Genomic DNA, 24640 nt, shown 5'->3' with positions numbered 1-24640 from the left:
TATCCTTGTGCGGGACAAGCGATGGACGGCGCGGCAGGCGAGGCACGACGTCGGCCGTTGTCACACCCTCGCGGTAGCGTAGGGCTGTGCCCGAACGCCAGAATGAACCGCCCCGGAACGCGACCCTGCGCCCCGCCCCGCCCCTGACCGTGGCGGAACTCTCCGAATCCCAGCTCCTGGAACGCATCTTCCCGCGCCTGCACTACGGCCAGGAACACAACCCGTCCCTGATCCTGGGCCCGGGCGACGACGCCGCCATCGTGGCGGCCCCGGACGGACGGGCAGTCCTCAGCATCGACACCCAGGTGGCCGACCAGGACTTCCGGCTCGAATGGAACAACGGCTACCGGACCACGGGCTACGACGTCGGCTGGAAGGCGGCCGCGCAGAACCTCAGCGACATCAACGCCATGGGGGCCCGCGCCACCTCCCTTGTCGTCAGCCTCACCATGCCCCCGGGCACCCGGGTGGCCTGGGTCGAGGACTTCGCCGACGGACTCAGTGCCGGCATCCGGGAACTGGGCGCCCCGGACTGCGCCGTGGCCGGCGGCGACCTCGGCCGGGGCAGCGAACTGGCTGTCAGTGTGGCGATTCTCGGCACCCTCGACGGCGGCTCACCCGTGCTGCGCTCCGGCGCCCGCGCCGGGGATATTCTCGCGCTGGCGGGCACCGTGGGGCGTGCCGCGGCGGGTCTCGCACTGCTGGAATCGGCAGTTCCCGTCGAGGCGCTGACCAAGGAGCAGCGCGCCCTGCTGGACACCCAGTGCCGGCCCCTGCCGCCGCTCGCGGGGGGTCCGCTGGCCCGGGACTCCGGCGCCACGGCCATGATGGACATTTCCGACGGGCTGGTCCGCGACGGCAACCGGATGGCCGCCGCCAGCCACGCCGTCCTGAACCTTGACGCGTCGGTTCTGGAGCAACTGGCGGTTCCGCTCCTGCCTGCCGCCGAACTGCTCCGCACCGATCCGATGGCCTGGATCCTGGGCGGCGGGGAGGACCACGGACTGCTGGCCACATTCCCCCCAGGTCTTCAGCTGCCTCACGGTTTCACTGCGATAGGCTCGGTGGAAGCCCCTGCATCAACGGACAGCACGGGCGTCAAGATAGCGGGAAGGTCCGCTGACACTGTGGGATGGGATCACTTTGCAGACTAGAATTGCCGCCAACGCGCAAGCGATGAAGCGGTGGTTGGGCAAGGCAGAAACGACTCTTGGGAACCACAGCGACCGCCTGAACGCCATCAACATCTTCCCCGTCGCCGACGGCGACACCGGCACCAACCTCTACCTCACGGTGCGGGCCGCCGCCCAGGCACTCCACGGCCTGGATACCGCCGCAATACCGCAGGTCACCGCGGATCCGACGGTCCATTCCTTTCCTGGGCCGGATCCGGCCCGGAACGACGTCGGCGCCATCCTCTCCCGGGCCGGCCTGGCCGCCATGGAAAGGGCCCGCGGCAACTCCGGCACGCTGTTCGCCGTTTTCCTGTGCGCCGCCGCCGAACCCCTCGCCGGGCACACCCGGCTCAGCGCCCCGCTGCTGGCCGCCGCGCTGAACCGGGCCCAGCTCCGGGCCTGGTCCGCGTTGAGCGACCCGGTTCCCGGCACCATGCTCTCCGTGATGGAGGCCGCCGCCCGCGCCGCGGCCGCCGTGGATTCGGCGCACGACGGCGACGACAGCAACCACACCCTGGGCCTGGCCCTCGATGCCGTCGTGGCGGCCGCCCTCGCGGCTGTGGTGCGGACAGAGGACCAGCTGGAGGCGCTGCACGCCGCCCATGTGGTGGATGCAGGCGGCGTCGGGATGCTGCTGATCCTCGACTGCCTCCGCTCCGCCGTCCTCGGGGAGGAACTCCAGGACCAGCTTCTGGACGGCCTGCACGGCTACGACGTCCAGGACCCGCACATCCACGCCGGCATGCCGCGGGACGAGGGCGTGGAAGTCATGTGCACCATCACCCTGTCACCCCTGGACGCCGCCATGATGCGCCAGCGGCTCGACGAAATGGGCGACTCCGTCATCATGAGCCAGGTCGGCGGGGCAGTCGACGCCTCCGGTGCCTACCGCTGGCGCGTCCACGTCCACGTCCCGCACGCCGGGCCCGCCGTGGCCCTGATCCGGTCCGTCGGCGACCCCTCGGACATCAGCATCAGCGAGCTGGCCGTGCCGGATGCCGAACCCCGCGACGCCGCTGCCCGTGAACCCGCAGGACAGGTCCCCGACGGACATGAACGCTGACCTGGCCTACGCCGAACTGGGGCTGGACCTTGAACGCCGGATCGGCAAGCGCTCTGCGGCGGTCATCGAAAAACACCTCGGCATCACCACCGTCGGCGGGCTGCTGAACCACTTCCCCCGCCGTTACATGGACCGCGGCGAACTCACACCCATCAGCGAGGTTCCGCTCGACGAGGACGTCACCCTGATTGCCCGCGTGGTCTCCAGCAGCACCCGGTTCATGAAGACCCGCCGCGGCTCGCTGACCGACGTCGTGATCACCGACGACGCCGGCGCCGGGACCGGCCGGCCGGGCACGCTGACGGTGAGCTTCTTCAACGGCCACCGGGCCAAGGCCGAACTGCAGCCGGGCCGCCGCGCCCTGTTCTCGGGAAAGATCACCCGCTACGGCGGCGCCCTCGGGCTGACCAACCCCGACTTCAAGCTGCTGGACGGGGACCCGGACACCCCCGGGATGGACCCGGAGAAGCTCGCCGCCATGCCCATCCCGGTGTACCCGGCCACCGCCAAGCTGACCAGCTGGTCCATCCAGAAAGTCGTCGAAACGCTGCTGGACACCGCGGACCTGGACGCCGTGCCTGACCCGCTGCCGGCGGCGATCACGGCCCGGGAGAAGTTCGTGCCGGTCGCCGACGCCTACCGGCTCATCCACGCCCCGCACGGCCCCGAGGACTGGCAACGCGCCCGGGACCGTTTCCGCTACCAGGAAGCCCTGGTGCTCCAGTCCGCCCTCGCCCGGCGCCGTGCCCAGCTCGCCGCCGAGGAGGCCACCGCCCGCCGCCCCGCCGCGGAGGGGCTGCTGGCCGCCTTTGACCGCCAGCTGCCCTTCACCCTGACCGCCGGCCAGGCCGCCGTCGGCAGGACGCTGGCCGCGGAACTCGCCCAGGACTCGCCGATGAACCGCCTGCTCCAGGGCGAGGTCGGCTCCGGCAAGACCATCGTGGCCCTGCGCGCCATGCTGCAGGTGGTGGACGCCGGGGGACAGGCCGCCCTGCTGGCCCCCACCGAGGTCCTCGCCGCGCAGCACTTCGAATCGATCCGCCGCACGCTGGGGCCGCTGTCCCGCGACGGCATGCTGGGCGGTTTCGGCCCCGACGCCGTCCAGGTCACCCTGCTCACCGGGTCCATGCCCACCGCGGCCCGGAAGCAGGCGATGCTGGACGCAGCCTCCGGAACCGCAGGGATCGTCATCGGCACCCATGCCCTGCTCAGCGACAACGTCTCCTTCTACGACCTGGGGCTGATCGTGGTGGACGAGCAGCACCGGTTCGGCGTCGAACAGCGCGATGTGCTACGGTCCAAGGCCAGCAAGCCCCCGCACCTGCTGGTCATGACCGCCACCCCCATCCCCAGGACCGTGGCCATGACCGTGTTCGGCGACCTCGAAACGTCCGTCCTCGACGAACTGCCGGCCGGCCGCGCACCGATCACCACCCACATCGTCGGACTCGCGGAGCACCCGGCGTGGGCCACGCGCATCTGGAGCCGCGCCCGGGAGGAGATCGACGCCGGCCACCAGGTGTACATCGTCTGTCCCAAGATCGGCTCGGACGACGACGGCGACTTCAGCCCCGGGGAGCCCGAACCGTCCGCCGCGGACCTGAACGGCGAGAAGGGGGCCCGCGAGCTGGCCTCCGTGGCCGGCGTCGTCGAACTCCTGCGGGACGAGCCGGCCCTGGCGGGAGTGCCCGTGGCGCCGCTGCACGGCCGGCTGGACCCGGTGCTGAAGTCGGAAACCATGGCCTCCTTCACCGCCAACCAGACCAAGCTCCTGGTCTCCACCACCGTGATCGAAGTGGGCGTGGACGTCCACAACGCCACCCTCATGGTGATCCTGGATGCGGACCGCTTCGGCATCTCGCAGCTCCACCAGCTCCGCGGCCGGGTGGGACGCGGCGGGCTGCCGGGCACCTGCCTGCTCGTCACCAGCCTGGAACCCGGCCACCCGAGCCGCCGACGGCTCGACGCCGTCGCGGCCACCACCGACGGTTTCGCACTCTCCCAGGAGGACCTGTTGCTGCGCCGGGAAGGCGACATCCTGGGCGCCTCCCAGTCCGGCGGCCGGTCCACGCTCAAGCTTTTGCGCGTCCTGGACCACGAGCACGTGATCGCCCGGGCCCGGCAGGACGCGCAGGCGATCGTCGGCGGCGACCCGTCACTGGGCGCCCACCCCGTCCTCGCCGCGGCGATCGACGAATACCTCAACCCGGAAAAGGAGGCGTTCCTTGAACGCGGCTAACACCATCGATGCACCCAGGGCGGCCCGGCCATGAGCCGCATCATTGCCGGGGCCGCGGGCGGAACCACCCTGGTCAGCGTCCCGGGGTCGCTGACCCGGCCCACCACGGACCGGGTCAAGGAAGCGCTTTTCTCCCGGCTGGACGCCTTCGAGGTGATCGCGGACGCCCGGGTGCTGGACCTCTACGCGGGGTCCGGTTCACTCGGCGTGGAAAGCGCCAGCCGCGGCGCGCAGAGTGTGGACCTGGTGGAATCCGACGGCAAGGCCAGCGAGGTCTGCCAGCGCAACGCGGACCTGGTCAACACCGTCGCGCGGCACAAGATCGTCACTGTGCACCGCTCCAGGGTCGACTCGTTCCTGGACCGGACCCAGGCGGCCGTCCGCTGGGACCTCGTCTTCCTCGATCCGCCCTACCCGCTTGACGAACCGGCGCTGGCCGGGGTGCTCGCCAAGCTGCTCCCGCACCTGGCGGAGGGCGCCGTCGTCGTCGTGGAGCGATCGTCCCGGACCCCCGAACCGTCCTGGCCCGACGGAATGGAACGGTTCGCGGAACGGAAGTACGGGGAGACCAAGCTCTGGTTCGCCGAACCCAGCGCCGAAGCAGGCCCGGACGCAGGCCCGGATCCCGCGGCTGATCCCGACGGTACCTAGGCGGGCCCGGTCACGGCGGGCCGGCGATCGTGATCAACGCCTCGACCGTCTCCTCCAGCGGCTGCCCCGTGTCGAGCTCATGCGTTGACCCGGCGCGCAGCAGCGGCTCCACCTCGGCGATGTCCCGCAGGATCTTCGCCCGCTCGGCCGGGGACTTCCCGTAATCGTTGCCCGTCCGGGTGCGCAGGCGCTCCAGGATCACGCCGACGGGCGCGCTGAGGAGCACCACCGCGTCGAACCGGTCATAGAAGCGTCCCTGGTTGGCGACGGTACCCTGCACAAACAGGGGCCCGGTCCGCGGCCGGGACAGCAGCGCGTCCATCAGGGGCACGTGCCACAGCGGCTCGCCGCCGTCGCGTGTGATCCAGCCCCCGTCATCGGTGTCCATCGTCTCGAAACCGCGCCGCGCGAGTTCTGCCAGCGCGGAGGTCTTGCCGGCGCCGGACATGCCGGTCAGGAGAACCTCAACCATGGGGCCGTCAGTCGGGCTGGTCCGAGAGGACGTCGAGGCCGACGCCGGAGAGCACCTTCGCGGGGTGCGGCCCGCGGGCGGTAAGCGCCGCCGTCCATGCCTCCGGCCAGGGCCCCTGCGTTCCGGTCAGGATGATGTTGCCCGGGTAGCGGCCGCTGAACATGCCGGCCTCGGCAAAGGCGGACACGTCGGCCACCGCCCGGCGCAGCGCGGCCACCTGGCTCCGGACCAGCGTGAGCCCGGGTTCGTCGCCCACGTTGACGATCAGCACGCCGCGGGGAGTGAGCTTGGCCGCGGCCTCGCAGTAGAACGCGGTGCAGGCGATGTGTTCCGGGGCGTCCGGCCCGGAGAAGATGTCCAGGATCACGACGTCGAAGCGCAGTTCCGGGGGCAGCGCGGCGAGGGCGTCGCGGGCGTCGCCGATCAGCGGGTGCAGCCGCGTGCCTTCGGGCAGGGGGAGCTGCTGCAGCACAAAGTCCAGCAGTTCCCGTTCCAGCTCCACCGCGTACTGCACGGAGCCCGGGCGGGTGGCCTGGATGTAGCGCGCCAGGGTCAGGGCCCCGGCGCCGAGATGGAGGGCGGTGATCGGTTCGGCCCACGGTGCCGCCAGATCCACCACATGGCCGATCCGGCGCAGGTACTCGTAGAAGATGTCCGAAGGGTCCGCCAGGTTGACGTGCGACTGTTCCGCCCCGCCGATGCTGAGCACAAAGCCGCCCTCGGTGAAGGCGTCGGGCTCGATTGTGGCGTGCTGGCCGGTGGTGCGCAGGAAACGCGCGGCGGGGGGCGTGTCCGCCATCAGAGCCGGTCGCGGAGCGTCGCAAGCCGTTCGGCGGCTTCCTGCAGCACATCGATCCGCTTGCAGAACGCGAAGCGCAGCAGGCTCCGGGTGCGAACGGCGCCCTCCGGGTGGCAGAACACCGGCACCGGGATCGCCGCGACGCCCACCAGAGCGGGCAGCCGGCGGGCCAGGTCGACGGCATCCGAGATGCCCAGCGGCGCGGTGTCCACGTTGACGAAGTACGTCCCCTGCGGCGTGAACACATCCAGGCCCGCGGCGCGCAGGCCCTCGCTGAGGATGTCGCGTTTGAGCTGGAGGGTATCGGCGATGCCGGCATAGAACTCATCCGGCAGGCCCAGCCCGGCCGCGATGGCGCTCTGGAACGGGGTGCCGGAGCTGTAGCTCAGGAACTGCTTGACCGTGCGGGCGGCGGAGACCAGGTGCTCCGGCCCGCTGAGCCAGCCGATCTTCCAGCCGGTAAAGGAGAACGTCTTCCCCGCGGAGGAAATCGTCAGGGTGCGGTCGGCGGCGCCCGGCAGGGTGGCCACCGGGATGTGCCGGACACCGAAGGTGAGGTGTTCGTAGACCTCATCGGTGATGATGATGGCGTCGTGCCGGACGGCGAGTTCGACGACGCGTTCCAGCACCTCACGGGGGAACACCGCACCGGTCGGATTGTGCGGGTTGTTGACCAGCACCACCTTGGTGCGGCTGCTGAACGCCGCTTCGAGGGCCTCCAGATCCGGCATGAAGTCAGGGGCCAGCAGCGGGGCCGTGACGTGCCGGGCGCCGGAGAGGCCGATGATGGCGCCGTAGGAGTCGTAGAACGGCTCGAACGTGAGGACCTCATCGCCTGGCCCGACGAGCGCGAGCAGCGAGGCGGCAATGGCCTCGGTGGCGCCGGTGGTGACGATGATCTCGGTCTGCGGGTCCGGTTCCAGGCCGTAGAAGCGCTCCTGGTGGAGCGAGATCGACTCGCGCAGCTCAAGGATGCCCTTGCCGGGGGCGTACTGGTTGGCGCCGGCGGCGATGGCCGCCTGCGCGGCGGCCTTGATCTCCACCGGGCCGTCCTCGTCCGGGAAGCCCTGGCCAAGGTTGATGGCGCCCGTCTGGAGGGCGAGGGTGGTCATTTCCTCGAAGATGGTGACGCCGAGTGTGCCGTCGGGGGCGAGCAGGTTGGCACCGGTCGCGGTCCGCTGCCACGGTGACTGCCTCGGGGAGCTCATCGGGTGCCCGCCTTCTCGCCGCGGCCGGTGAACTTGTCCATGGTGGAGTAGATCCCGAAGACCTTCCCGCCCACGAAGTCCCAGACACGCACCGGCAGCACACCGCGCAGCACCTTCCCCAGCTGCGCGGTGGCCGGGGCGATCAGCTGGGGCCGTCCGGCGGCGGTGGCACGCCAGGCCCGGTCCACGGCGTCCTCCGGCGTCATCAGCGGCGTCAGCAGCGGGCCGCATGCGCCGTCGAACATTCCGGTGGAAATGTAGCTGGGGCAGAACGTTGTCACGGCGAGGTGGCCGTAGCCCTGCTGTTCGAGTTCGAGCCGCAGCGAATCGCTCCAGCCGATCACGGCCCATTTGGACGCCGCGTAGACGCTCATCCTGGGGTTGGACACGGTGCCCGCAGCGGAGGCGATGTTGAGGATCCGGCGCGGCCGGCCGGCGTCGCCCATCATGCCCGGCAGGAACGCGCGGGTGACGTACATCGGCGCCAGGGCGTTGATCTCCATGGTCAGGGCAATGTCCTGTTCCGGGCGGTGCTCCCAGAAAAGTGCGCCGCGGACAATGCCGGCGTTGTTGACCAGCAGCGTCAGCGGGCCCTCCTCGCGGCAGGACTCGGCGGCGTCGGCAATGGCCGTGCGGTCGGCGAGATCCACCTGGCGGACGACCGGGCGTGTGCCGAGCGCGGCCACTTCGGCGGCGGTCTTCGCCAGGCCGTCGGCGTCGACGTCCCAGAGAATCACGACGCCGGCGCCCTCGCGGGCCGCCCGCAGGGCGTAGAGACGGCCCATGCCCATGGCGGCTCCCGTCACGAGAACCACGCCTCCGGACACGGTGAAAGGAATGCTTGATGCTGACATTCAGCCATGCTATCCCGGCCGGCGGCAGCAGTACGGTAGGTTCGGAGCATGAGACGCGCCGTATGCCCTGGCTCCTTTGACCCCATCCACAACGGCCACCTGGAAGTCATTGCCAGGGCGGCCGGCCTCTTTGACGAGGTCATCGTGGGCGTCTCCACGAACTACGCCAAGAAATACCGCTTCACGCTCGAGGAACGCATCGACATGGCCCGGGAAACCCTGGCCTCCCTGCGCGGCATCGTGGTGGAGCCGGTGGGGGAGGGCCTCCTCGCCGAGTACTGCCGCCAGCGCGGCGTGGACGCCATCGTCAAGGGGCTTCGATCCTCCTCCGACTTTGACTACGAACTGCCCATGGCGACGATGAACCGCCAGCTCACCGGCGTCGAAACGGTCTTCCTGCCCGCCGAGGGCCACTACCTCCATCTGTCCTCGACCCTGATCAAGGAAGTGTTCACCCTGGGCGGGAATGTGTCCGACTTCGTGCCCCGCTCGGTGCTGAAACGGCTGACCTCCGGCGAGCCGGTCAGGGATCAGCCGCGCAGAGGGTAAGCTTGATCGGTACTCGGCGGCCTGCTGCCGGTTGCGCGGCCCGAATCCAAGCGGCTTGCGGTTCAAACCGCGGGCATGCCCCGGTTTGAGTCCGCCCGGAAGATCAGGCTAAGATAGTACGTCGGTCATATGTTCAACAGGAGTTCTCATTAAACGAGATGCTAGTTCGCCCTTGGCGTTCGACGTCAAGGACCTCGGACGCAGTCCGGGAAGCATGCGGACGCTGACGGAACATGTACCCGCACCGGGCGATCTCGGTGTGGCCCTCATTGGCGTGCAGGAAGGCTCGGATGTCGAGCTGGATCTGCGGCTCGAGGCCGTACACGAAGGAATTTTGGTATCAGGAATCGCAAACGTCGAAGTTACTGGCGAATGCGGCCGATGCCTGGATCCCCTTGCGTATGACCTGGAGGTCAATGTGCAAGAACTTTTCTTCTACGAGGACGCTGAGTTCTCGGATGAAGAAGACGAAGAAGAGCAACGTCGAGTCGAGCACGATCTGATCGATCTTGAGCCGGTGTTGCGGGACGCAGTTGTAACCATGCTGCCGTTCCAGCCGGTGTGCCGGGAAGACTGCCAGGGCCTTTGCTCCGAATGTGGAGTACGCCTGGAAGACGAGCCGGGGCATCACCACGAGATCGTAGATCCTCGCTGGGCTGCCCTAGCTGACTTGGCTAAGCCTGACCGGCAAAACTGATTTGTAAGTGTTTTTCTAGAGAGAAATGAGTTAGCCGTGGCTGTCCCGAAGCGGAAAATGTCTCGCTCGAATACCCGCGCCCGCCGCTCCCAGTGGAAGGCAACCGCCCCCCACCTGGTGAAGACTGTCGAGAACGGCCAGGTCACCTACAGCCTGCCGCACCAGGCAAAGGTCGTTACCGACTCGGCTGGCACCGCGCTGTTCCTTGAATACAAGGGCCGCAAGGTCGCAGACGTCTAATCCGCCAACTGGCTGAATATGATGTCTTCAACTGAAGAGCTTCTGAAGCGTCTCGGTGTCACTATTGACGCCGGGACGCTTCGTCTTGCGCTCACACACCGGTCCTACGCCTACGAAAACGGCGGCATCCCCACCAACGAACGGCTCGAGTTCCTGGGCGACTCCATTCTGGGGTTCTCGGTGACCGACGCGCTGTACCGTGACAACCCCACGCTGCCGGAAGGGGACCTGGCCAAGCGCCGCTCCGCCGTCGTCAGCACCCGGGCCCTGGCGGGCATCGGGCGGAGCATCGGCCTTGGTGACTATATTTACCTCGGGCAGGGCGAAAAACTCACCGAGGGAAAAAACAAGGCATCCATCCTTGCGGACACGATGGAGGCGCTGATCGGCGCCACCTATGTCTCCAATGACATTGAAACGGCGCGCCAGCTGGTCATGCGCCTGATCGGGCCGCTGCTCAAGGACGCTGCCGCGCTCGGCGCCGGCACCGACTGGAAGACTTCCATCCAGGAGCTGGCGGCCAGCCGGCAGCTCGGGACCATCAACTACGCCGTGGAAGGCTCCGGGCCGGACCACGCCCGGACGTTTGAGGCCATCCTGCGGATCGGCGGGACCGACTACGGCACCGGATCGGGCAACTCCAAAAAGGAAGCCGAGCAGGAAGCTGCCGCGGACGCCTGGCGCAGGCTCTCCGCGCCGTCCGCTGCCGCGCCCGAAGCAGTAGCACCCGTGGAGCCCGCAGCGCAGCAGCTGCAGTCCCAGACCGGCACCTAGGCACGTACCGTGCCTGAACTGCCCGAGGTCGAAGTGGTCCGCCGCGGCCTGGTTAGCTGGGTCCGGGGCCGGACCATCACCGGCGTTGAGGTGGTGGATCCGCGCTCCGTCCGCCGGCACGCGCTCGGCCCGGAGGACTTCGCCGGCAACCTCGAGGGCGCCCGCGTCCTGGACGTGGTCCGCCGGGGAAAGTTCCTCTGGCTGCCGCTGGCGGACACGCCCGCCGCTGGTCCCGGCGGCGGCCCCAGCGGGCCCGCCGCCGGAACTCCTGTCCCAGCCGTGGCCCTGATGGCGCACCTGGGCATGTCCGGGCAACTGCTGATGCAGGACTCCTCCGTTGCGGACGAGAAGCATTTGAAGGTGCGGTTGCAGCTCAGCGCCGCTGACGGCATGCCGGAACAGCTCCGGTTCGTGGACCAGCGGATTTTCGGCGGGCTCTTCCTCACGTCCCTGATCCCCACGGCCGACGGCGGTCCCGGCGGACTCGCGGAAACGCCGCTGCCGCTGATCGCCGAGGAGGCCGCGCACATCGCCCGCGACCCGCTGGACCCGTACTTTTCCTTCGAGGAGTTCTACCGGCGTCTGCGGGCCCGCAAGACCGGCCTCAAACGCGCGCTGCTGGACCAGGGCCTGGTCTCGGGAATCGGCAACATCTACGCCGACGAGGCCCTCTGGAAGGCGCGGCTGCACTTCGCCCGGCCCACCGACACGCTCCGGCGGGCGGAGGCCGGACGTGTCCTCGACGCCGCCCGCGAGGTCATGACCGAGGCCCTGGCGGCCGGCGGCACCAGCTTCGACTCGCTCTATGTCAACGTCAACGGCGCCTCCGGCTACTTCGACCGCTCGCTTAACGCCTACGGCCGCGAGGGCAAGGAATGCAAACGCTGCGCCGCTGCCGGCCTGGCCAGCGTGATGCGGCGCGAGCAGTTCATGAACCGTTCGTCCTACTCGTGCCCGGTCTGCCAGCCCCGGCCGCGGAACGGACGCTGGTAGGACCCGTAGTGCAGGGCCAGCCTCGCCAGGCCGTCGTCCAGTGATACGGCGGGTGTCCAGTCCAGGAGAGCGCGGGTCTCGCGCTGGTCGAACCAGTGCGCGGTGGACAGCTGCTCGGCGAGGAACCGGGTCATGGGTGGCTCCCCGGACCGGCCGGTCCGCGTCCAGACCTGCTCCACCACGGATCCTGCCGCCCGTGCGAGCCTGCCCGGCACCGCCCACGACGGCGCCCGGACGCCGGCGGCAGCGCAGATCCCCGCCAGCAGTTCCCCGACCGGGCGGGGTTCGCCGTTGCTGACCACCAGCGCCCGCCCGGCGATGTGCCCCATGCGGTGCAGCCCGGCGACAATCGCGGCAGCGGCGTTGTCGACATAGGTGGTGTCGATCAGCGCCGCGCCGGCGTCCAGCAGCGGCAGCCGGCGGGTGCCGTCCACGTTCACCGCGTCGAAGTCCGCGGCCCGGCCGGTGAAGGAGACCTTCGCCGCCAGGTGGATGATGCCCTCGGCGCCGGCGACGGCGCGGCGGACCGCGCCGTCGTCGGTGATGGACCCGGTGACGTCCTCGGCGCCGTCGACGCCGGCGGGCCGGCGCTGGAAAGTGGTGACGGTATGGCCCTGGCGCACCAGCTGCCGGGCCACTTCCCCGCCCAGCAGGCCGCTGGCACCGGTGACCAGGACCCTCACGGCGTGCCCGCCCGGCCGCCGGCCAGCACCGCCGCCGCCCACCGGGACAGGCGCGTCCGGTCGATTTTGGCGTTGTGGCGGATGTCGGTCGGCTGGGCGGGGACGACGAGCACGGCGGAGACGCCGGCGCCCGCCTGCCGGGCCGCCTCGCGGACCCGGCGGGCGAGCTGCGGCGCGGCCGGCCCGGCCCGGCGGGCGGGCGGAACAGTCTCGACGACCGCGACGACGGCCTGCGTCCCGGACGGTCCGACCCCGACGACCGCGGCCAGCCCGACGTCGTCGATGCGTTCAATGGCCTGCTCGGCGCCCACGGGCGTGACCACGCCCCCCGGAGCCGTGACGACGTGCCCGAGGCGTCCTTCCACCCAAAGCCGGCCGGCGGCGTCGAAGTGCCCGACGTCGCCGGTGCGGTGCCAGCCGGCGGTGCGGGCGCTTTCGCGCTGGGTCAGCCACAGCCGGTCGTAGGTTTCCTTCACGTGCGGGGCGCTGACGAGGATCTCGCCGGTGACTCCCGCGGCGGTGACGGGGTCGTTCCCGGGGGCGGTGCCGTCCGCGGCCAGCGGGATGACGGCCACCCGGGCGCCGTGCACCGGCCGGCCCACGCACACGCCGTTGCCGGCGCCCGGCATGGTCCCGGCGGCGTCGGCCGCGGCGGCGCGGATCTGCTCTAGGCTGATGTCGGTGACGGGCAGCGCCTCGGTCATCCCGTACGGGGTGTGCAGCGCGGCCAGGGGCAGCAGCCGCTGCACGTCGGCCAGGAGGGACGCGGGGACCGGCGCGCCGGCGGAGAGCAGCAGCTTCACGCGGCCCAGGGCCTCGTGCCCGGCGCGGTCCAGGCCGGCCCGGGTCGCGAGGACGTTGCGCAGCGCCGCGGGGGAGGCGAAGACCACGGTCGCGTCGATGGCCGCGGCCGCGTCCGCCAGTGCGCGGGCTGTCAGGGTGCGGGGCGCCGTCACGTCCATGGCGGGCGTCACCGAGACGGCGCCCAGCGCCGGTCCCAGCAGGGCGAAGGGCGCAAATCCCGCCACCAGGCGTGCGCCCGGGCGGATTCCGAGCGTCGCGGCCACGGTGTCCCGCATCGCCGCCAGCCGCCGGTGGGTGTAGAGCACGCCCTTGGCGGGGCCGGTGGATCCGGAGGTGAAGAGCACCGCGGCGGGGGCGTCCGGGTCGGGGGCCTCCGGAGGCGGCGTCGGACCGGCGGAGAGCCTGCCCCGCCGGGTGAGGCCCGACAGGGACGTTTCGACGGTGAGCAGCCGGCGCAGGGCGGCCGGCAGGTCCTGCCCACTGATCCGCCGGCCGGGCCAGCCGAGCACCGCTGCGGCGGCGAGGGCCCTGTCGACGCCGATCAGGAAATCCGGGGTGGCGCCCCGGACGGCGCGGCTCAGTCCCCGGGTGCCCAGGCCGGCGTCGGCCACGACCACCACCGCGCCGAGCCGCAGGCAGGCGTACAGCACCACGGTCAGGTCCACGCCGGGCGGGACCATCAGGCTCACCCGGCTGCCCTGACGGACACCGGCGTCCTGCAGTCCCGCCGCGAGGGCGGCGACACTGGACTCCAGCTCAAGCCAGCTGAGGGAGCGGGCGACGCTGCCGTCCGCGGCCATTTCCGCCACGGCGGTGTCCCCGCAGCCGGGTCCGGCCGCCAGCGCGGTGAGCGGCGCCCACAGCGGCGGCGTCTGCGCCGGTTCCGGCGCTCCCGCGGCGGGCGGGTTGGCCGGGGGACCGGTCCGGGTACCGGCGCGGGCGTCAGCGTCGGTGCCGGCCGGTCCGCTCTGCGGGCCGTGCCCGGCCAGCCACTCGAACACGGGAGCGGCGATGTCGCGGTCCTCCGCGACCAGGTGTCCGGCGCCCTCGAAGCGGTGCACCGTCGCGGACGGCAGCCGGCTGAGCAGGTCCTTGAGGTACCGGTCGGAAAAGATCGGGTCCTGCGGTCCCCAGAGCATCAGGGCGGGAACGTGCAGCGTGCGCAGCCCCTCGGCGACGCCGGTGAGGGCGGGAAAGCTGGGATGGGATGGGCCGGCGGGAATGTCCGCGACGAAGTTCCCCACGCCGGCGCGGCGGCCGGCGCCGCCGCGGTAGGGGGCCATGTAGGCGCCGCGGACGTCCGCGGGCAGCGGCGGACGGGCGAGGGAGTGCGTCACCCGCAGGAAGGCGTCCGACGTCGTCGTTCCCCACCGGTGCACCGCGGGGTGCAGGGCAAGCCGCAGCGCGGGCGGGATCCGGGAGCCGGCGGGCTGGTGGACGGCGGTGTTGGTCAGCACCACTCCGGCGAGTTGCTCCGGATGCGCCAGCGCCCAGCCGAGGCTGATCACCCCGCCCCAGTCGTGGCCGACGGTGACGACCGGGCCGTCCAGCCCGAGCGCGGCGGTAAGGTCGCCCAGGTCGTTGATCCGGTCCGCCAGGCGCCGGAACGTGCCGGTGCGTTCGGAGAAGCCCATGTCCAGCTGGTCGACCGCCACCACGCGCCAGGGCCGGGCCGGGTCGGACCCGGCGGCCAGCAGGGTCCGCCACAGGTAGGACCAGGTCGGGTTGCCGTGCACGCACAGCAGCGTCCCGGCCGGCGTCAGGCCCCGGCGGGTGAGCTGGGCGCCGTTGTCGAGCAGATGCCAGCGGCGCACGGCGCCGGTCCCGTCCACGGCGGAGGTGGACACCACATCGATTTCACGGGACCACTCGGCGTCCACGCCGGGCCAGCCGGCGGCTACCAAACGATTTCCACCATCGCGGTGTTGAGGCCGGATCCGACGCCCATGCACAGCACCCGGTCGCCGGCTCCGAGGCTCTGCGCTTCGGCCGCGAGGGTCATCGGCAGGGAAGCCGGGCCCACATTGCCCCAGTGCGGGAACGTGATCGGCACCTTGTCCGGGTCCAGGTCGACGGCGTCGATGATCGCCTGGGTATAGGCAGTACTCACCTGGTGTGTGACATAACGGTCCATCGAGGCCCAGTCCCACTCCGGCTGCGCCTCATGCCAGGCGTCGACCACCAGCTGCAGGCCGCCTTCCAGCAGTCCCTTGGTGTCCGTGGCCATGCCGTCGATGCCGCCCACACACAGTTCGTGGTGCTCGGTGCCGGCGCGCATCACGCCGCCGAGGATCCGGTGCGCCCCCGGGTGCTGGTCCGCCGGTCCCAGCACGGCAGCGGCGGCGCCGGAGCCGAGGGTCAGGGTGGCGAACTCGCGGTTGAAGTCCTCGCGGGACGTCTCGGGCCGCTGCAGCCGGGCCAGCGTGGCCTCCTGCGTGGCCTGGGCGTCCTCGCCGTTGACGATCACCGCGTACTTGATATGGCCGGAGTCGATCATGTTGGCCGCCAGGGTCATGCCGTTGACGAAGCCGAGGCAGGCGTTGGCCAGGTCGAAGTTTATGGCCGACGAGGGCAGGCCGAGCCCGTGATGGATCTTCACCGCGACGGAAGGTTCCAGATTGCGCCGCGTGACGGAGGTGTTGATCAGCAGGCCCACCTCGGACGCCTCGATGCCCGACTCGGCCAGGGCCTTGGCGCCCGCCTCGACGGCGGCGTCGTCGAACGTCGTCCCGGGGGCCCACCAGCGCCGGTGTGTGACGCCGGTGACCCGTTCCAGCAGCTTCGGGGGGAACTGCAGCCGCCGCAGCGTCACCTCCAGCCTGCGGTCGAAGTCCGTGGAACTGACGATCCTCGGAGCTTCGACGCTGCTCACTGAAAGCAACGCGGTGTTGCGGTGCCGGAATGTTGCATTCCCTGTCACATCAGGCCTCTGTTCGTATCTGTCCTACGCCCGGCGGTTACCCGCCCCTTCAAGCCCAAGCCCAAGCCCAAGGGCTTAACTATGCCCGGCGCGGATCGGTTCCTGCAGATCCGGCTGCCGCACCCGAGGGTCCCGCGCCGGTTCTGCGCGGAATTGTTCCCGCCCCGCAGTAGATTGTATGTATCCGTGTCCGTCCCGGAACATCCGCGTCCGCCCAAATTACGCTTTCGCCCCACCGCGTGCCCAGTCCGCCGAGCAGGAGATCCGAACCACCTTGCACCTCAAGAGCCTGACCGTCCGGGGATTCAAGTCTTTCGCTTCGGCGACGACTTTCGAATTCGAACCAGGCGTCACCGCCGTGGTCGGCCCCAACGGTTCGGGCAAGTCCAACGTCGTGGACGCCCTGGCCTGGGTGATGGGCGAACAGGGCGCCAAGACCCTGCGCGGCGGCAAGATGGAGGACGTGATTTTCGCGGGCACGTCCGGGCGCCCGCCGCTGGGCCGCGCCCACGTCTCCCTCACCATTGACAACAGCGACGGTGCCCTGCCGATCGAGTACAGCGAGGTCACTATTTCCCGGACGCTGTTCCGCGCCGGCGGCTCGGAGTACGCCATCAACGGCGCCGGCTGCCGGCTCCTGGACATCCAGGAACTCCTCTCCGATTCCGGGCTGGGCCGCGAAATGCACGTGATCGTTGGGCAGGGGCAGCTGGACAAGGTCCTCCACGCCACACCGGAGGACCGGCGTGGCTTCATCGAGGAAGCGGCCGGCATCCTTAAGCACCGCCGCCGCAAGGAAAAGACGGTCCGCAAACTCGAGGCCATGCAGGCCAACCTCGCCCGGCTCAGCGACCTCACCGGTGAAATCCGCCGGCAGCTCACCCCGCTCGGCAAACAGGCCGAAGTTGCACGCCGGGCCCAGACCGTCCAGTTTGAGGTCCGTGACGCGCGTTCCCGACTCCTCGCGGACGACCTGGTCCAGCTCCAGGGGGCCCTGGCGCAGGATGTTGCGGACGAGAGTGCGCTCAAGGCCCGCCGCGGCGCCGCCGGGCAGGAACTCGAACTCGGCAGGCAGCGGCAGGCCCAACTCGAGCAACTCGCCGCCGAAGCCACGCCCAGGCTCAACGCCGCCCGCGACACCTGGTACCAGGTCTCCGCCGGACGGGACCGGCTGCGCGCGCTGGGTTCGCTGGCCGAGGAACGCCGCCGGCTGCTCGGCGCCTCCGACAACGTGCCCGATTCCGGCCGCGACCCCGAGCAGCTGGACCGGCAGGCAGCCCGCGTCCGGGAGGAACAAGCCGGGCTGGAATGCCAGATCGCGGACCGCCGCGGCGCCCTGGACGCCGCCACCGCCGCCAAACAGGACGCCGAAAACGCCGCCGCCGCAGAGGACAAGCGGCTCGCGACACTGCTCCGCGCCGCCGCGGACCGCCGCGAAGGCCTGGCCAGACTGGCCGGACAGGTGGGTGCCGCACGCTCCCGGGTCGAATCCGCCCAGGCGGAACTCGGCCGGCTCCGGGAATCCCTCAAGGCCGGGGAGGAACGCCGCCGGCACGCGCTCAGCGAGTTCACTGCCCTCGAATCCCAGGTTGCCGGCGTTGAGGACGGCGAGGAGACCCTGGACGCCGACTACGAGGACGCCAGCGCCGCCCTCGACGCCATCGTCGCCGAGATCGACGCGCTCACGGCGGCAGAACGCGACGGCGAACGGGAACGCGGCGCCCTCCTGGCCCGCCGCGACGCCCTCCAGCTCGGGCTCAACCGCAAGGACGGCTCGGACCACGTCCTCGGCGCAGGAATACCCGGGGTGCTCGGCGCCTTCGCCTCCATGATCAAGGTGGAATCCGGCTTCGAAGCCGCCCTTGCGGCGGCCCTGGGCGCGTCCGCCGACGCCATCGTGGTGCAGGACAGTGAGTCCGCGGCCACCGCCGTGCAGCGGCTGAAGGACGACGACGCCGGCCGGGCCGCCCTGCTGTTCGCCGCCGCCGATGCCACCGAAGCCGGCGCCCGGCCCGCTGCCGGCGGGGAACTCCCCGCTGGCGCCCGGTGGGCCTCGCAGCTCGTCACGGCATGCGGTACCGGGGACACCGCTGCCCGGCTGCCGCTGTCCGGGCTGCTGGCGGGCATCGCCGTCGTCGAGGACCTCAATGCTGCGGCCGATCTGGTGGCGGCGCGCCCTGAACTGACCGCCGTGACCCGGGCCGGCGACGTCCTGACCGCGCTGACCGTCAGTGGCGGCTCCGCGAAGGCACCCTCGCTGATCGAAGTGCAGGCTGCCGTAGACGACGCTTCAGCCCGGCTGGCCGCGGTGACCGCCGGGCTGGAACGGCAGCGTTTCGCTCTCGCCGCCGCCCGGGCCCGGCGCGCCGCGGCTCAGGACCGTGCCGATGCTGCCCTGGAGAAACTCCACGATTCGGATGCCCGGCTGGCGGCCGTCGCCGAACGCCTGGGGCACCTGAACTCCGTGCTGCGCTCCGCCGTCGGCGAAAGCGAGCGGCTCGCCGCCTCCCTGGCCAAGGCCGAGGCCAACATCGTCCTCGAACAGGTTGCGCTGGAGGCTGTGGCGGAGCGGCTCGCCGCTGTACAGGAAGCGCCGGCGGAGGAGGAACCCTCCCCGGAACACCGGGACGCCCTCGCGCTGGCCGCGTCCCAGGCCCGCAGCGCCGAAATGGAGGCCCGGCTCGGCCTGCGCAGCGCCGAGGAACAGCTCTCGGCCACCCGCAACCGGGCGTCGTCGCTGGAACGGGCCGCCGCTTCGGAGCGGCGCGCCCGCGAGGAGGCGGCCGAACGGGCCCGCCGCCGCAGGCTCCAGGCCAAACGCGCCGCGGCCGTCTCCGCCGCCGTCGCCCAGGTGGTCGGCTTCCTCGACGTGTCCGTGGAACTCGCCCGGCAGGAGCGGGACGGCGCCGAGGAACGCAAGGAACAGATGGACCGCGAGCTGGCCGCCCTGCGCAGCAGCAACGATGCCCTCGCCCGTGAACTTGCCGAACTGACCGACTCCGTCCACCGGGACGAACTGGCCCGCGCCCAGCAGCGCCTCCGGATCGAAGCCCTGGAGCTCAGGGGCGTCGAGGAGCTGGGACTGACCGCGGACCAGCTGGTCGCAGATTTCGGACCGGACCGGCCGGTTCCCGTGCCCGCCGCGGAATCGGCGGACAAATGGGCTGCCCTGCGGGCCCCGGTGGATGAGGACGGCCGCGGGATCGTGCCCGGCAAACCCTTCGTCCGCGAGGAGCAGGAGAAACGGCTCAAGCGGGCCGAGCGGGACCTGTCGGCCCTGGGCCGGGTCAACCCCCTGGCGCTGGAGGAATTCGCGGCCCTTGAGGAACGCCACCAGTTCCTCAGCACCCAGCTCGAAGACCTCAAATCCAGCCGCAAGGACCTGCTGGACATCATCAAGGAAGTCGATGAACGCGTCCAAAGGGTCTTCGCCGAGGCGTTCGAGGACACCTCGGCGCAGTTCGTCCGGATCTTCGCGCGGCTGTTCCCCGGCGGCGAGGGACGGCTGGTCCTCACCGACCCCACGGACATGCTCACCACCGGCATCGAGGTCGAGGCGCGCCCGGCCGGCAAGAAGATCAAGCGGCTCTCGCTGCTCTCGGGCGGAGAGCGGTCGCTGACCGCGGTGGCCCTGCTCGTCGCCATCTTCAAGGCCCGGCCCTCACCGTTCTATGTGATGGACGAGGTGGAAGCAGCACTGGACGACACCAACCTTGGCCGGCTCATCACCATCTTCGAGGAGTTGCGCGAATCCAGCCAGCTCATCATCATCACGCACCAGAAACGCACCATGGAAGTCGCCGACGCGCTGTACGGCGTCACCATGCGCGGTGACGGCGTTTCCACAGTCATCAGCCAGCGCCTCGGCGCCCAGGTCTGAGGGGCGTCCGCAGCATTTTTAGGGCTCCGCGCCGGCATTCCGGTTTGTGAGAAGCTAGGGGAGTGAACGACATCCTCTCCATTCTTCTGCCCATTCTCGCCGCCCTGGTGGTCCTCGGTGCACTCATTCCGGTCCTGATGAAGACCCGGAAGAACATCACCAACTACCCCGGAAAGCGGGACGAGAACGATCCTGTGGCCCCCGGTGCCGGCGGCGGAACACTCCTCGAGGACCGCCCGGCACCGGTGCGCGAACGCACGGCACCGGAGTCCGCCGGCGTCGAGGGGCCGGCAACAGTTGAAGTCCCGGATGACGTGGCCGGCCTGGAAACCATTCCGGTTGAAACTCCGCTGCCGGTGGCCGGCCGCCTGATCCGCCTGCGCGAACGCCTCGTCCGGTCTAACAACATCCTCGGCAAGGGCCTGTTGGCGCTGCTGTCCGCCGACAAAATTGACGAAAACGTCTGGGACGAAGTGGAGGAAACCCTCCTGCTCGCCGACCTCGGCACCGAGCCGACCCTGCAGCTCGTGGACGCGCTCCGTGAACGCGTCAAGGTGCTCGGCACCCGCTCCCCGGAGCAGGTCAAAGCCCTGCTCCGCGAGGAACTCATCAAGATGGTCGACCCGACGATGGACCGCAGCCTGCGGGTCGACCGGCACGCGGACAAACCCGCCGTCGTGCTGGTGGTGGGGGTCAACGGCGTCGGCAAGACCACCACGGTGGGCAAGCTCGCCCGCGTGCTCGTCGCCGAGGACAAGGATGTGCTGCTGGGTGCGGCGGACACCTTCCGTGCCGCTGCCGCCGAGCAGCTGGCCACCTGGGGCCAGCGCGTCGGCGTCGCCACGGTGAAGTCCGACGTCGACGGAGCGGACCCGGCGTCGGTCGCCTATGAAGCAGTCAAGGCCGGCATCGACCAGGAAGTCGACGTCGTGATGATTGACACTGCCGGGCGGCTGCAGAACAAGGTGGGCCTGATGGACGAGCTCAGCAAGGTCAAGCGTGTCATTGAGAAGCTCGCCGAGGTGGACGAGGTGCTTCTGGTGCTCGACGCCACGACGGGGCAGAACGGCCTGAACCAGGCAAGGGTCTTCGCCGAGGTCGTGAACATCACCGGCATCGTCCTGACCAAGCTGGACGGCACGGCCAAGGGCGGCATCGTGGTGGCCATCCAGAAGTCGCTCGGCGTCCCGGTCAAGCTGATCGGCCTCGGCGAAGGGGCGGACGACCTCGCCCCGTTCGACGCCGAAAGCTTCGTCGACGCCATCCTGAACTAGCCCGTCCCGCCCCGCTGGCTCGCCGGTGCCGCCGTTTCATCACTGATGACGGCAGCAGCCGCGAGCCAGTGGGATTTAACCGCGTAAGGGTCAGGCGCTGCGGATCTCCGGCCGGTGGAATGTCTCCCGGGCCAGCAGCCAGCCCGCGGCGGCAGCTACGAGGACGCCGCCGGTGACGCCGAACGCCCAGCCGTAGCCGAGCCGGTCTGCGAGGAGCCCGGCCAGGACCGGTCCGATGATCGCCCCGCTGTCGGCGGTCATCTGAAAGATGGCAAGAACCCGCCCGCCGGAGCGCTCGTTGCCAATCACGTCGGCCATGGCTGCCTGCTGCGCGGGACCGAGCAGCCCTGAACCGATGCCGGCGACAGCGGTGGCCACCAGGAACCAGAGCAGCTCGTGTGTGAAGCCGATGGCTGCCGTTGCGGTTCCGGTGACCAGCAGTCCTGAGACCATCATGGGTTTCCGGCCCAGGCTGTCCGCTAGTCTGCCGGAGAAGGTCAAGGCCGCTGCGTTGGCCGCGGCGAACATGGCCAGTGCCCAGCCCGCCGATTCGGGCCCAGCGTTCAGGGCGGCGACGGCGAAGAGCGGCACCGTGGCCATCCGCACCCCAAAGGTCGCCCAGCCGTTGGCGAAGCTGGAGAACAGCCCTGCCCGGTACGCGCTGTCCCGCAGCGCCTCGCGCAGCTCCATCGCCGGCGCCGTTTTCCCGTCCGGGCGGGAGGCCGCGGGCACGTGGCTGAGCTGGGTCTGCACCACGAGGGCCGCCAGAACCAGGGCGGCGGCGTAGACAAGGAACGGCACCCGCAGGCCGAAGCCGGCCAGCAGCCCGCCCACGACCGGACCGCACACGTTGCCGATGAGGAACGCCGAGGCATAGGCCCCGGAGACCCGTCCGCGGCTCTCCGCGGGGGCCAGCCGGACCACCAGGGCCATCGATGCCACCGTGAACATCACCGAGCCAGCCCCGCCGAGGCCGCGGAAAACCAGCAGCTGCCAGTAGTCCTGGGCGAAGGCACAAGCCGCCGTCGACGCCGCGACAATCAACAGCCCGGCCACGTAGACGGGCCGTTCCCCGAGCCGCACAATCAGCGCGCCTCCCGCGGGAGCGAACACGAGCCGCATGAACGCGAAAATGCTCACGATCACGGCCGCCGCCGTCGCGCCGACGTCGAAAGTGGTGGCGAACTGGGGGAGGACCGGTGCCACGAGACCGAAGCCGAGGGCGATGAGGAAGGCCGCCACCAACATCACCTTGATGTCCCGGGGCAGCACCGGCTTGCCGTGGGTCCGGGTACCGGCCCGCGGCGGGGATCCCGCGGGGCGGGGGGTCTTACTCATGGCGGTGGCTTCCTGGCGATGCGGGCGGGACAGATGTGGGAGAAGGGCGATGTTGGAACGCGTGAAACATAACCGTAACAAGAAGGAATTGCACCATTTACTTCCGGGAGGTTCTTGTAACAACCCGGCAATCTAAATCCTCTGCCGGCGAAACACGCCTTCGACAAAATCTTCTTAGAACGCAAACAGCGTTGAGGCACGCGGAGAACTCCGCAGAACAACTTCTAGATCGCATCCAAGCAAGGAGGACGTGCACCATGGAACTTACCGCAGGTCACGTATGGCTGATGGTGGCAGCGGCACTCGTGCTGTTCATGACACCAGGACTCGCATTTTTCTACGGCGGCATGACGCGCGCCAAGGCCGCACTGAACATGATGATGATGAGCTTCATCTCCATCGGCATGGTCGGTGTGGTCTGGGTGCTCTGGGGAGCATCGATGAGCTCCGGCGAGGGCTTCATGCAGATGGTGGGCAACCCGTTCGCCACCTTCGGGCTGGAGGGCATCGACACCCCTGACGGGCTCATCAAGGTCGGCTACGCCGCCACCTTCGCCATCATCACCGTCGCCCTGATCAGCGGCGCGATCGCTGACCGCGCCAAGTTCGGCGCCTGGACGGTCTTCGTGCCGGTCTGGGTCACCCTGGTGTACTGCCCGCTGGCCTACATGGTCTGGGGCGGCGGGCTGTTCGGCCCGGAAGGGGCCATCGGCCAGGCCCTCGGCCCGGCGATCGACTTCGCCGGCGGCACGGTTGTCCACATCAACGCCGGTGTTGCCGCGCTGATCCTCGTCCTGATCATCGGCAACCGCAAGGGCTTCGGCAAGGACCCCAACCACCGCCCGCACAACATCCCGTTCGTGATGCTCGGTGCCGCGATCCTGTGGTTCGGCTGGTTCGGCTTCAACGGCGGCGCAGCGACCACAGCAGAACAGGGCGGCCTGATCTGGGTCAACACCCTGGCGGCCCCGGCCGCGGCAATGCTCGGCTGGCTCATCACGGAGCGGATCCGCGACGGTCACCCGACCTCGCTCGGTGCCGCCTCCGGTGTGGTGGCCGGCCTCGTCGCCATCACCCCGGCCTGCGCCAACGTCAGCCCGGTCGGCGCCCTGGGCCTCGGCCTGATCGCCGGTGCCGCTTCCGCCCTGGCCGTCGGCCTCAAGTTCCGCTGGGGCTTCGACGACTCGCTCGACGTCGTCGGTGTCCACCTCGTCTCGGGCATCATCGGCACCGTGGCTCTGGGCTTCATCGCGCTCCCGGCCGACGGTGTCGGCGGCGGCCTGTTCTACGGCGGCGGCCTCACCCAGCTGTGGGCCCAGCTCGCGGCGGCCGGTATCGCCATCGCCTACTCGGCAGTGATGACCGCACTCATCGCCTTGGCGATCCACAAGACCATGGGCTTCCGGGTCTCCCAGGAGCAGGAAGTCGTGGGCGTGGACCTCAGCCTGCACGCCGAAACCGCCTACGAATTCGGCGTCGGCGGCCACGGTGGAAGCTTCACCCCGCTGCACGAACTCATCACCGGCAAGGCCCAGAGCGAAGCCGTGGCGGCCCCGTCCGCCGGGCCGGTGGACGCCACGTCCAACGGCAAGAAGACCGCAGCAGCAGGTAAGGAAAGTGTGGAGGCATGAAACTGATCACAGCAATCGTCCGGCCCGAAAAGCTCGACACCATCCGCGAGGGCCTGGAAGCCTACGGAGTGCAGGGCCTCACCGTCAGCGCGGCCAGCGGCTACGGCCGGCAACGGGGCTACACCGAGGTGTACCGCGGCGCCGAGTACAACGTGGACCTGCTGCCCAAAATCCGGGTAGAGGTCCTGGCCACCGACGAACAGGCGGACGACATCCTTGATGTCATCATCGCCAGCTCGAACACCGGCCGGGCCGGCGACGGCAAGGTCTGGACGATGGATGTGTTCGAAGCGGTGCGGGTCCGCACCGGAGAACGCGGCTCGGCGGCTATCTAGCCAGCTTCAGTCAACAAGGCGGGCCGGGAACCTGAAAAGGTACCCGGCCCGCTTTTGTGCG

At 70.1% G+C, this 24640-nt stretch carries 21 protein-coding genes; 13 read left to right on the top strand and 8 right to left on the bottom strand.

What is annotated here, in order from left to right:
* Positions 1–86 precede the first annotated feature (86 nt).
* Genes thiL through rsmD form a run of 4 tightly spaced genes read left to right on the top strand, consistent with a single transcriptional unit; the run spans position 87 to position 5128 of the window.
* Positions 87–1154, top strand: a complete 1068-nt coding sequence (gene thiL / locus QK291_RS07185; protein ID WP_282380418.1) for a thiamine-phosphate kinase — start codon at positions 87–89, stop codon at positions 1152–1154.
* Positions 1155–1176: 22 nt separating this feature from the next.
* Entirely contained in the window at positions 1177–2238 is a 1062-nt protein-coding gene (locus QK291_RS07180) for a DAK2 domain-containing protein (RefSeq protein WP_282380416.1), read from the top strand.
* On the top strand, positions 2228–4477 hold the full coding sequence (locus QK291_RS07175; protein WP_282380414.1) for an ATP-dependent DNA helicase RecG: 2250 nt from the start codon (positions 2228–2230) through the stop codon (positions 4475–4477). Before QK291_RS07180 ends, QK291_RS07175 begins: the two co-directional genes overlap by 11 nt.
* Before the next feature lie 30 nt (positions 4478–4507).
* Positions 4508–5128, top strand: a complete 621-nt coding sequence (rsmD, locus tag QK291_RS07170; RefSeq protein WP_282380413.1) for a 16S rRNA (guanine(966)-N(2))-methyltransferase RsmD — start codon at positions 4508–4510, stop codon at positions 5126–5128.
* Between the two features lie 10 nt (positions 5129–5138).
* Here rsmD and QK291_RS07165 read toward each other — a convergent pair whose 3' ends face one another.
* Genes QK291_RS07165 through QK291_RS07150 form a run of 4 tightly spaced genes read right to left on the bottom strand, consistent with a single transcriptional unit; the run spans position 5139 to position 8461 of the window.
* The gene (locus tag QK291_RS07165) at positions 5139–5600 is read right to left on the bottom strand and encodes an AAA family ATPase (protein WP_282380412.1); all 462 of its coding nucleotides are present in this window, start codon (positions 5598–5600) and stop codon (positions 5139–5141) included.
* A gap of 7 nt (positions 5601–5607) precedes the next feature.
* Positions 5608–6399, bottom strand: coding sequence for a fused MFS/spermidine synthase (locus tag QK291_RS07160; protein ID WP_282380410.1), 792 nt, complete (start codon positions 6397–6399; stop codon positions 5608–5610).
* Positions 6399–7607: an aminotransferase class I/II-fold pyridoxal phosphate-dependent enzyme gene (locus QK291_RS07155; RefSeq protein ID WP_282380408.1), complete on the bottom strand. Its 1209-nt coding sequence runs from the start codon at positions 7605–7607 to the stop codon at positions 6399–6401. Before QK291_RS07155 ends, QK291_RS07160 begins: the two co-directional genes overlap by 1 nt.
* A complete protein-coding gene (locus tag QK291_RS07150; protein WP_282380406.1) occupies positions 7604–8461 on the bottom strand; it encodes an SDR family NAD(P)-dependent oxidoreductase in 858 nt (285 codons plus the stop codon). The genes QK291_RS07155 and QK291_RS07150 overlap by 4 nt, the downstream gene beginning before the upstream one ends.
* Before the next feature lie 48 nt (positions 8462–8509).
* Between QK291_RS07150 and coaD the strand changes: the two genes are divergently transcribed.
* From coaD to mutM, 5 genes are all read left to right on the top strand, one after another.
* Complete coding sequence (coaD, locus tag QK291_RS07145; protein ID WP_282380404.1) at positions 8510–9010, top strand: pantetheine-phosphate adenylyltransferase; 501 nt, start codon at positions 8510–8512, stop codon at positions 9008–9010.
* A gap of 172 nt (positions 9011–9182) precedes the next feature.
* Positions 9183–9707, top strand: a complete 525-nt coding sequence (locus QK291_RS07140; protein ID WP_282380402.1) for a DUF177 domain-containing protein — start codon at positions 9183–9185, stop codon at positions 9705–9707.
* A gap of 36 nt (positions 9708–9743) precedes the next feature.
* Positions 9744–9947 (top strand): 50S ribosomal protein L32, encoded by a 204-nt coding sequence (gene rpmF / locus QK291_RS07135; protein WP_009356569.1) that lies wholly within the window; start codon positions 9744–9746, stop codon positions 9945–9947.
* Between the two features lie 21 nt (positions 9948–9968).
* Entirely contained in the window at positions 9969–10721 is a 753-nt protein-coding gene (gene rnc, locus QK291_RS07130; protein WP_282380400.1) for a ribonuclease III, read from the top strand.
* A 9-nt stretch (positions 10722–10730) separates the two neighbouring features.
* On the top strand, positions 10731–11714 hold the full coding sequence (mutM, locus tag QK291_RS07125) for a bifunctional DNA-formamidopyrimidine glycosylase/DNA-(apurinic or apyrimidinic site) lyase (RefSeq protein ID WP_282380398.1): 984 nt from the start codon (positions 10731–10733) through the stop codon (positions 11712–11714).
* Here mutM and QK291_RS07120 read toward each other — a convergent pair.
* From QK291_RS07120 to QK291_RS07110, 3 genes are read right to left on the bottom strand one after another with little or no spacing between them, the layout of a single operon-like run.
* A complete protein-coding gene (locus QK291_RS07120; protein ID WP_282380396.1) occupies positions 11666–12397 on the bottom strand; it encodes an NAD-dependent epimerase/dehydratase family protein in 732 nt (243 codons plus the stop codon). The genes mutM and QK291_RS07120 overlap by 49 nt on opposite strands.
* Positions 12394–15105: an alpha/beta fold hydrolase gene (locus QK291_RS07115; protein ID WP_282380394.1), complete on the bottom strand. Its 2712-nt coding sequence runs from the start codon at positions 15103–15105 to the stop codon at positions 12394–12396. Before QK291_RS07115 ends, QK291_RS07120 begins: the two co-directional genes overlap by 4 nt.
* Entirely contained in the window at positions 15099–16121 is a 1023-nt protein-coding gene (locus tag QK291_RS07110) for a 3-oxoacyl-ACP synthase III (protein ID WP_282380392.1), read from the bottom strand. The genes QK291_RS07115 and QK291_RS07110 overlap by 7 nt, the downstream gene beginning before the upstream one ends.
* 274 nt (positions 16122–16395) lie before the next feature.
* On the opposite strand from QK291_RS07110, the gene smc reads away from it, so the two are divergent.
* Together smc and ftsY are read left to right on the top strand one after the other, a co-directional pair.
* Positions 16396–20001: a chromosome segregation protein SMC gene (gene smc, locus QK291_RS07105; RefSeq protein ID WP_282380390.1), complete on the top strand. Its 3606-nt coding sequence runs from the start codon at positions 16396–16398 to the stop codon at positions 19999–20001.
* Between the two features lie 62 nt (positions 20002–20063).
* Positions 20064–21275 (top strand): signal recognition particle-docking protein FtsY, encoded by a 1212-nt coding sequence (ftsY, locus tag QK291_RS07100; protein ID WP_282380388.1) that lies wholly within the window; start codon positions 20064–20066, stop codon positions 21273–21275.
* Between the two features lie 90 nt (positions 21276–21365).
* Here the strand turns inward: ftsY and QK291_RS07095 are convergent, their stop codons facing one another.
* Complete coding sequence (locus QK291_RS07095) at positions 21366–22613, bottom strand: MFS transporter (RefSeq protein ID WP_282380386.1); 1248 nt, start codon at positions 22611–22613, stop codon at positions 21366–21368.
* 257 nt (positions 22614–22870) lie between these two features.
* On the opposite strand from QK291_RS07095, the gene QK291_RS07090 reads away from it, so the two are divergent.
* Both QK291_RS07090 and QK291_RS07085 read left to right on the top strand, forming a co-directional pair.
* Positions 22871–24244: an ammonium transporter gene (locus QK291_RS07090; protein ID WP_282380384.1), complete on the top strand. Its 1374-nt coding sequence runs from the start codon at positions 22871–22873 to the stop codon at positions 24242–24244.
* Positions 24241–24579, top strand: a complete 339-nt coding sequence (locus tag QK291_RS07085; protein ID WP_024366371.1) for a P-II family nitrogen regulator — start codon at positions 24241–24243, stop codon at positions 24577–24579. The genes QK291_RS07090 and QK291_RS07085 overlap by 4 nt, the downstream gene beginning before the upstream one ends.
* The last annotated feature ends 61 nt before the right edge of the window (positions 24580–24640 follow it).

It is taken from the genome of Arthrobacter sp. AL12, from assembly GCF_029960645.1.
In the GTDB taxonomy this organism is placed as follows: Bacteria; Actinomycetota; Actinomycetes; order Actinomycetales; family Micrococcaceae; genus Arthrobacter.
Note: the sequence above shows the minus strand (reverse complement) of the source record. Positions and strands in the feature narration are given on the sequence as shown.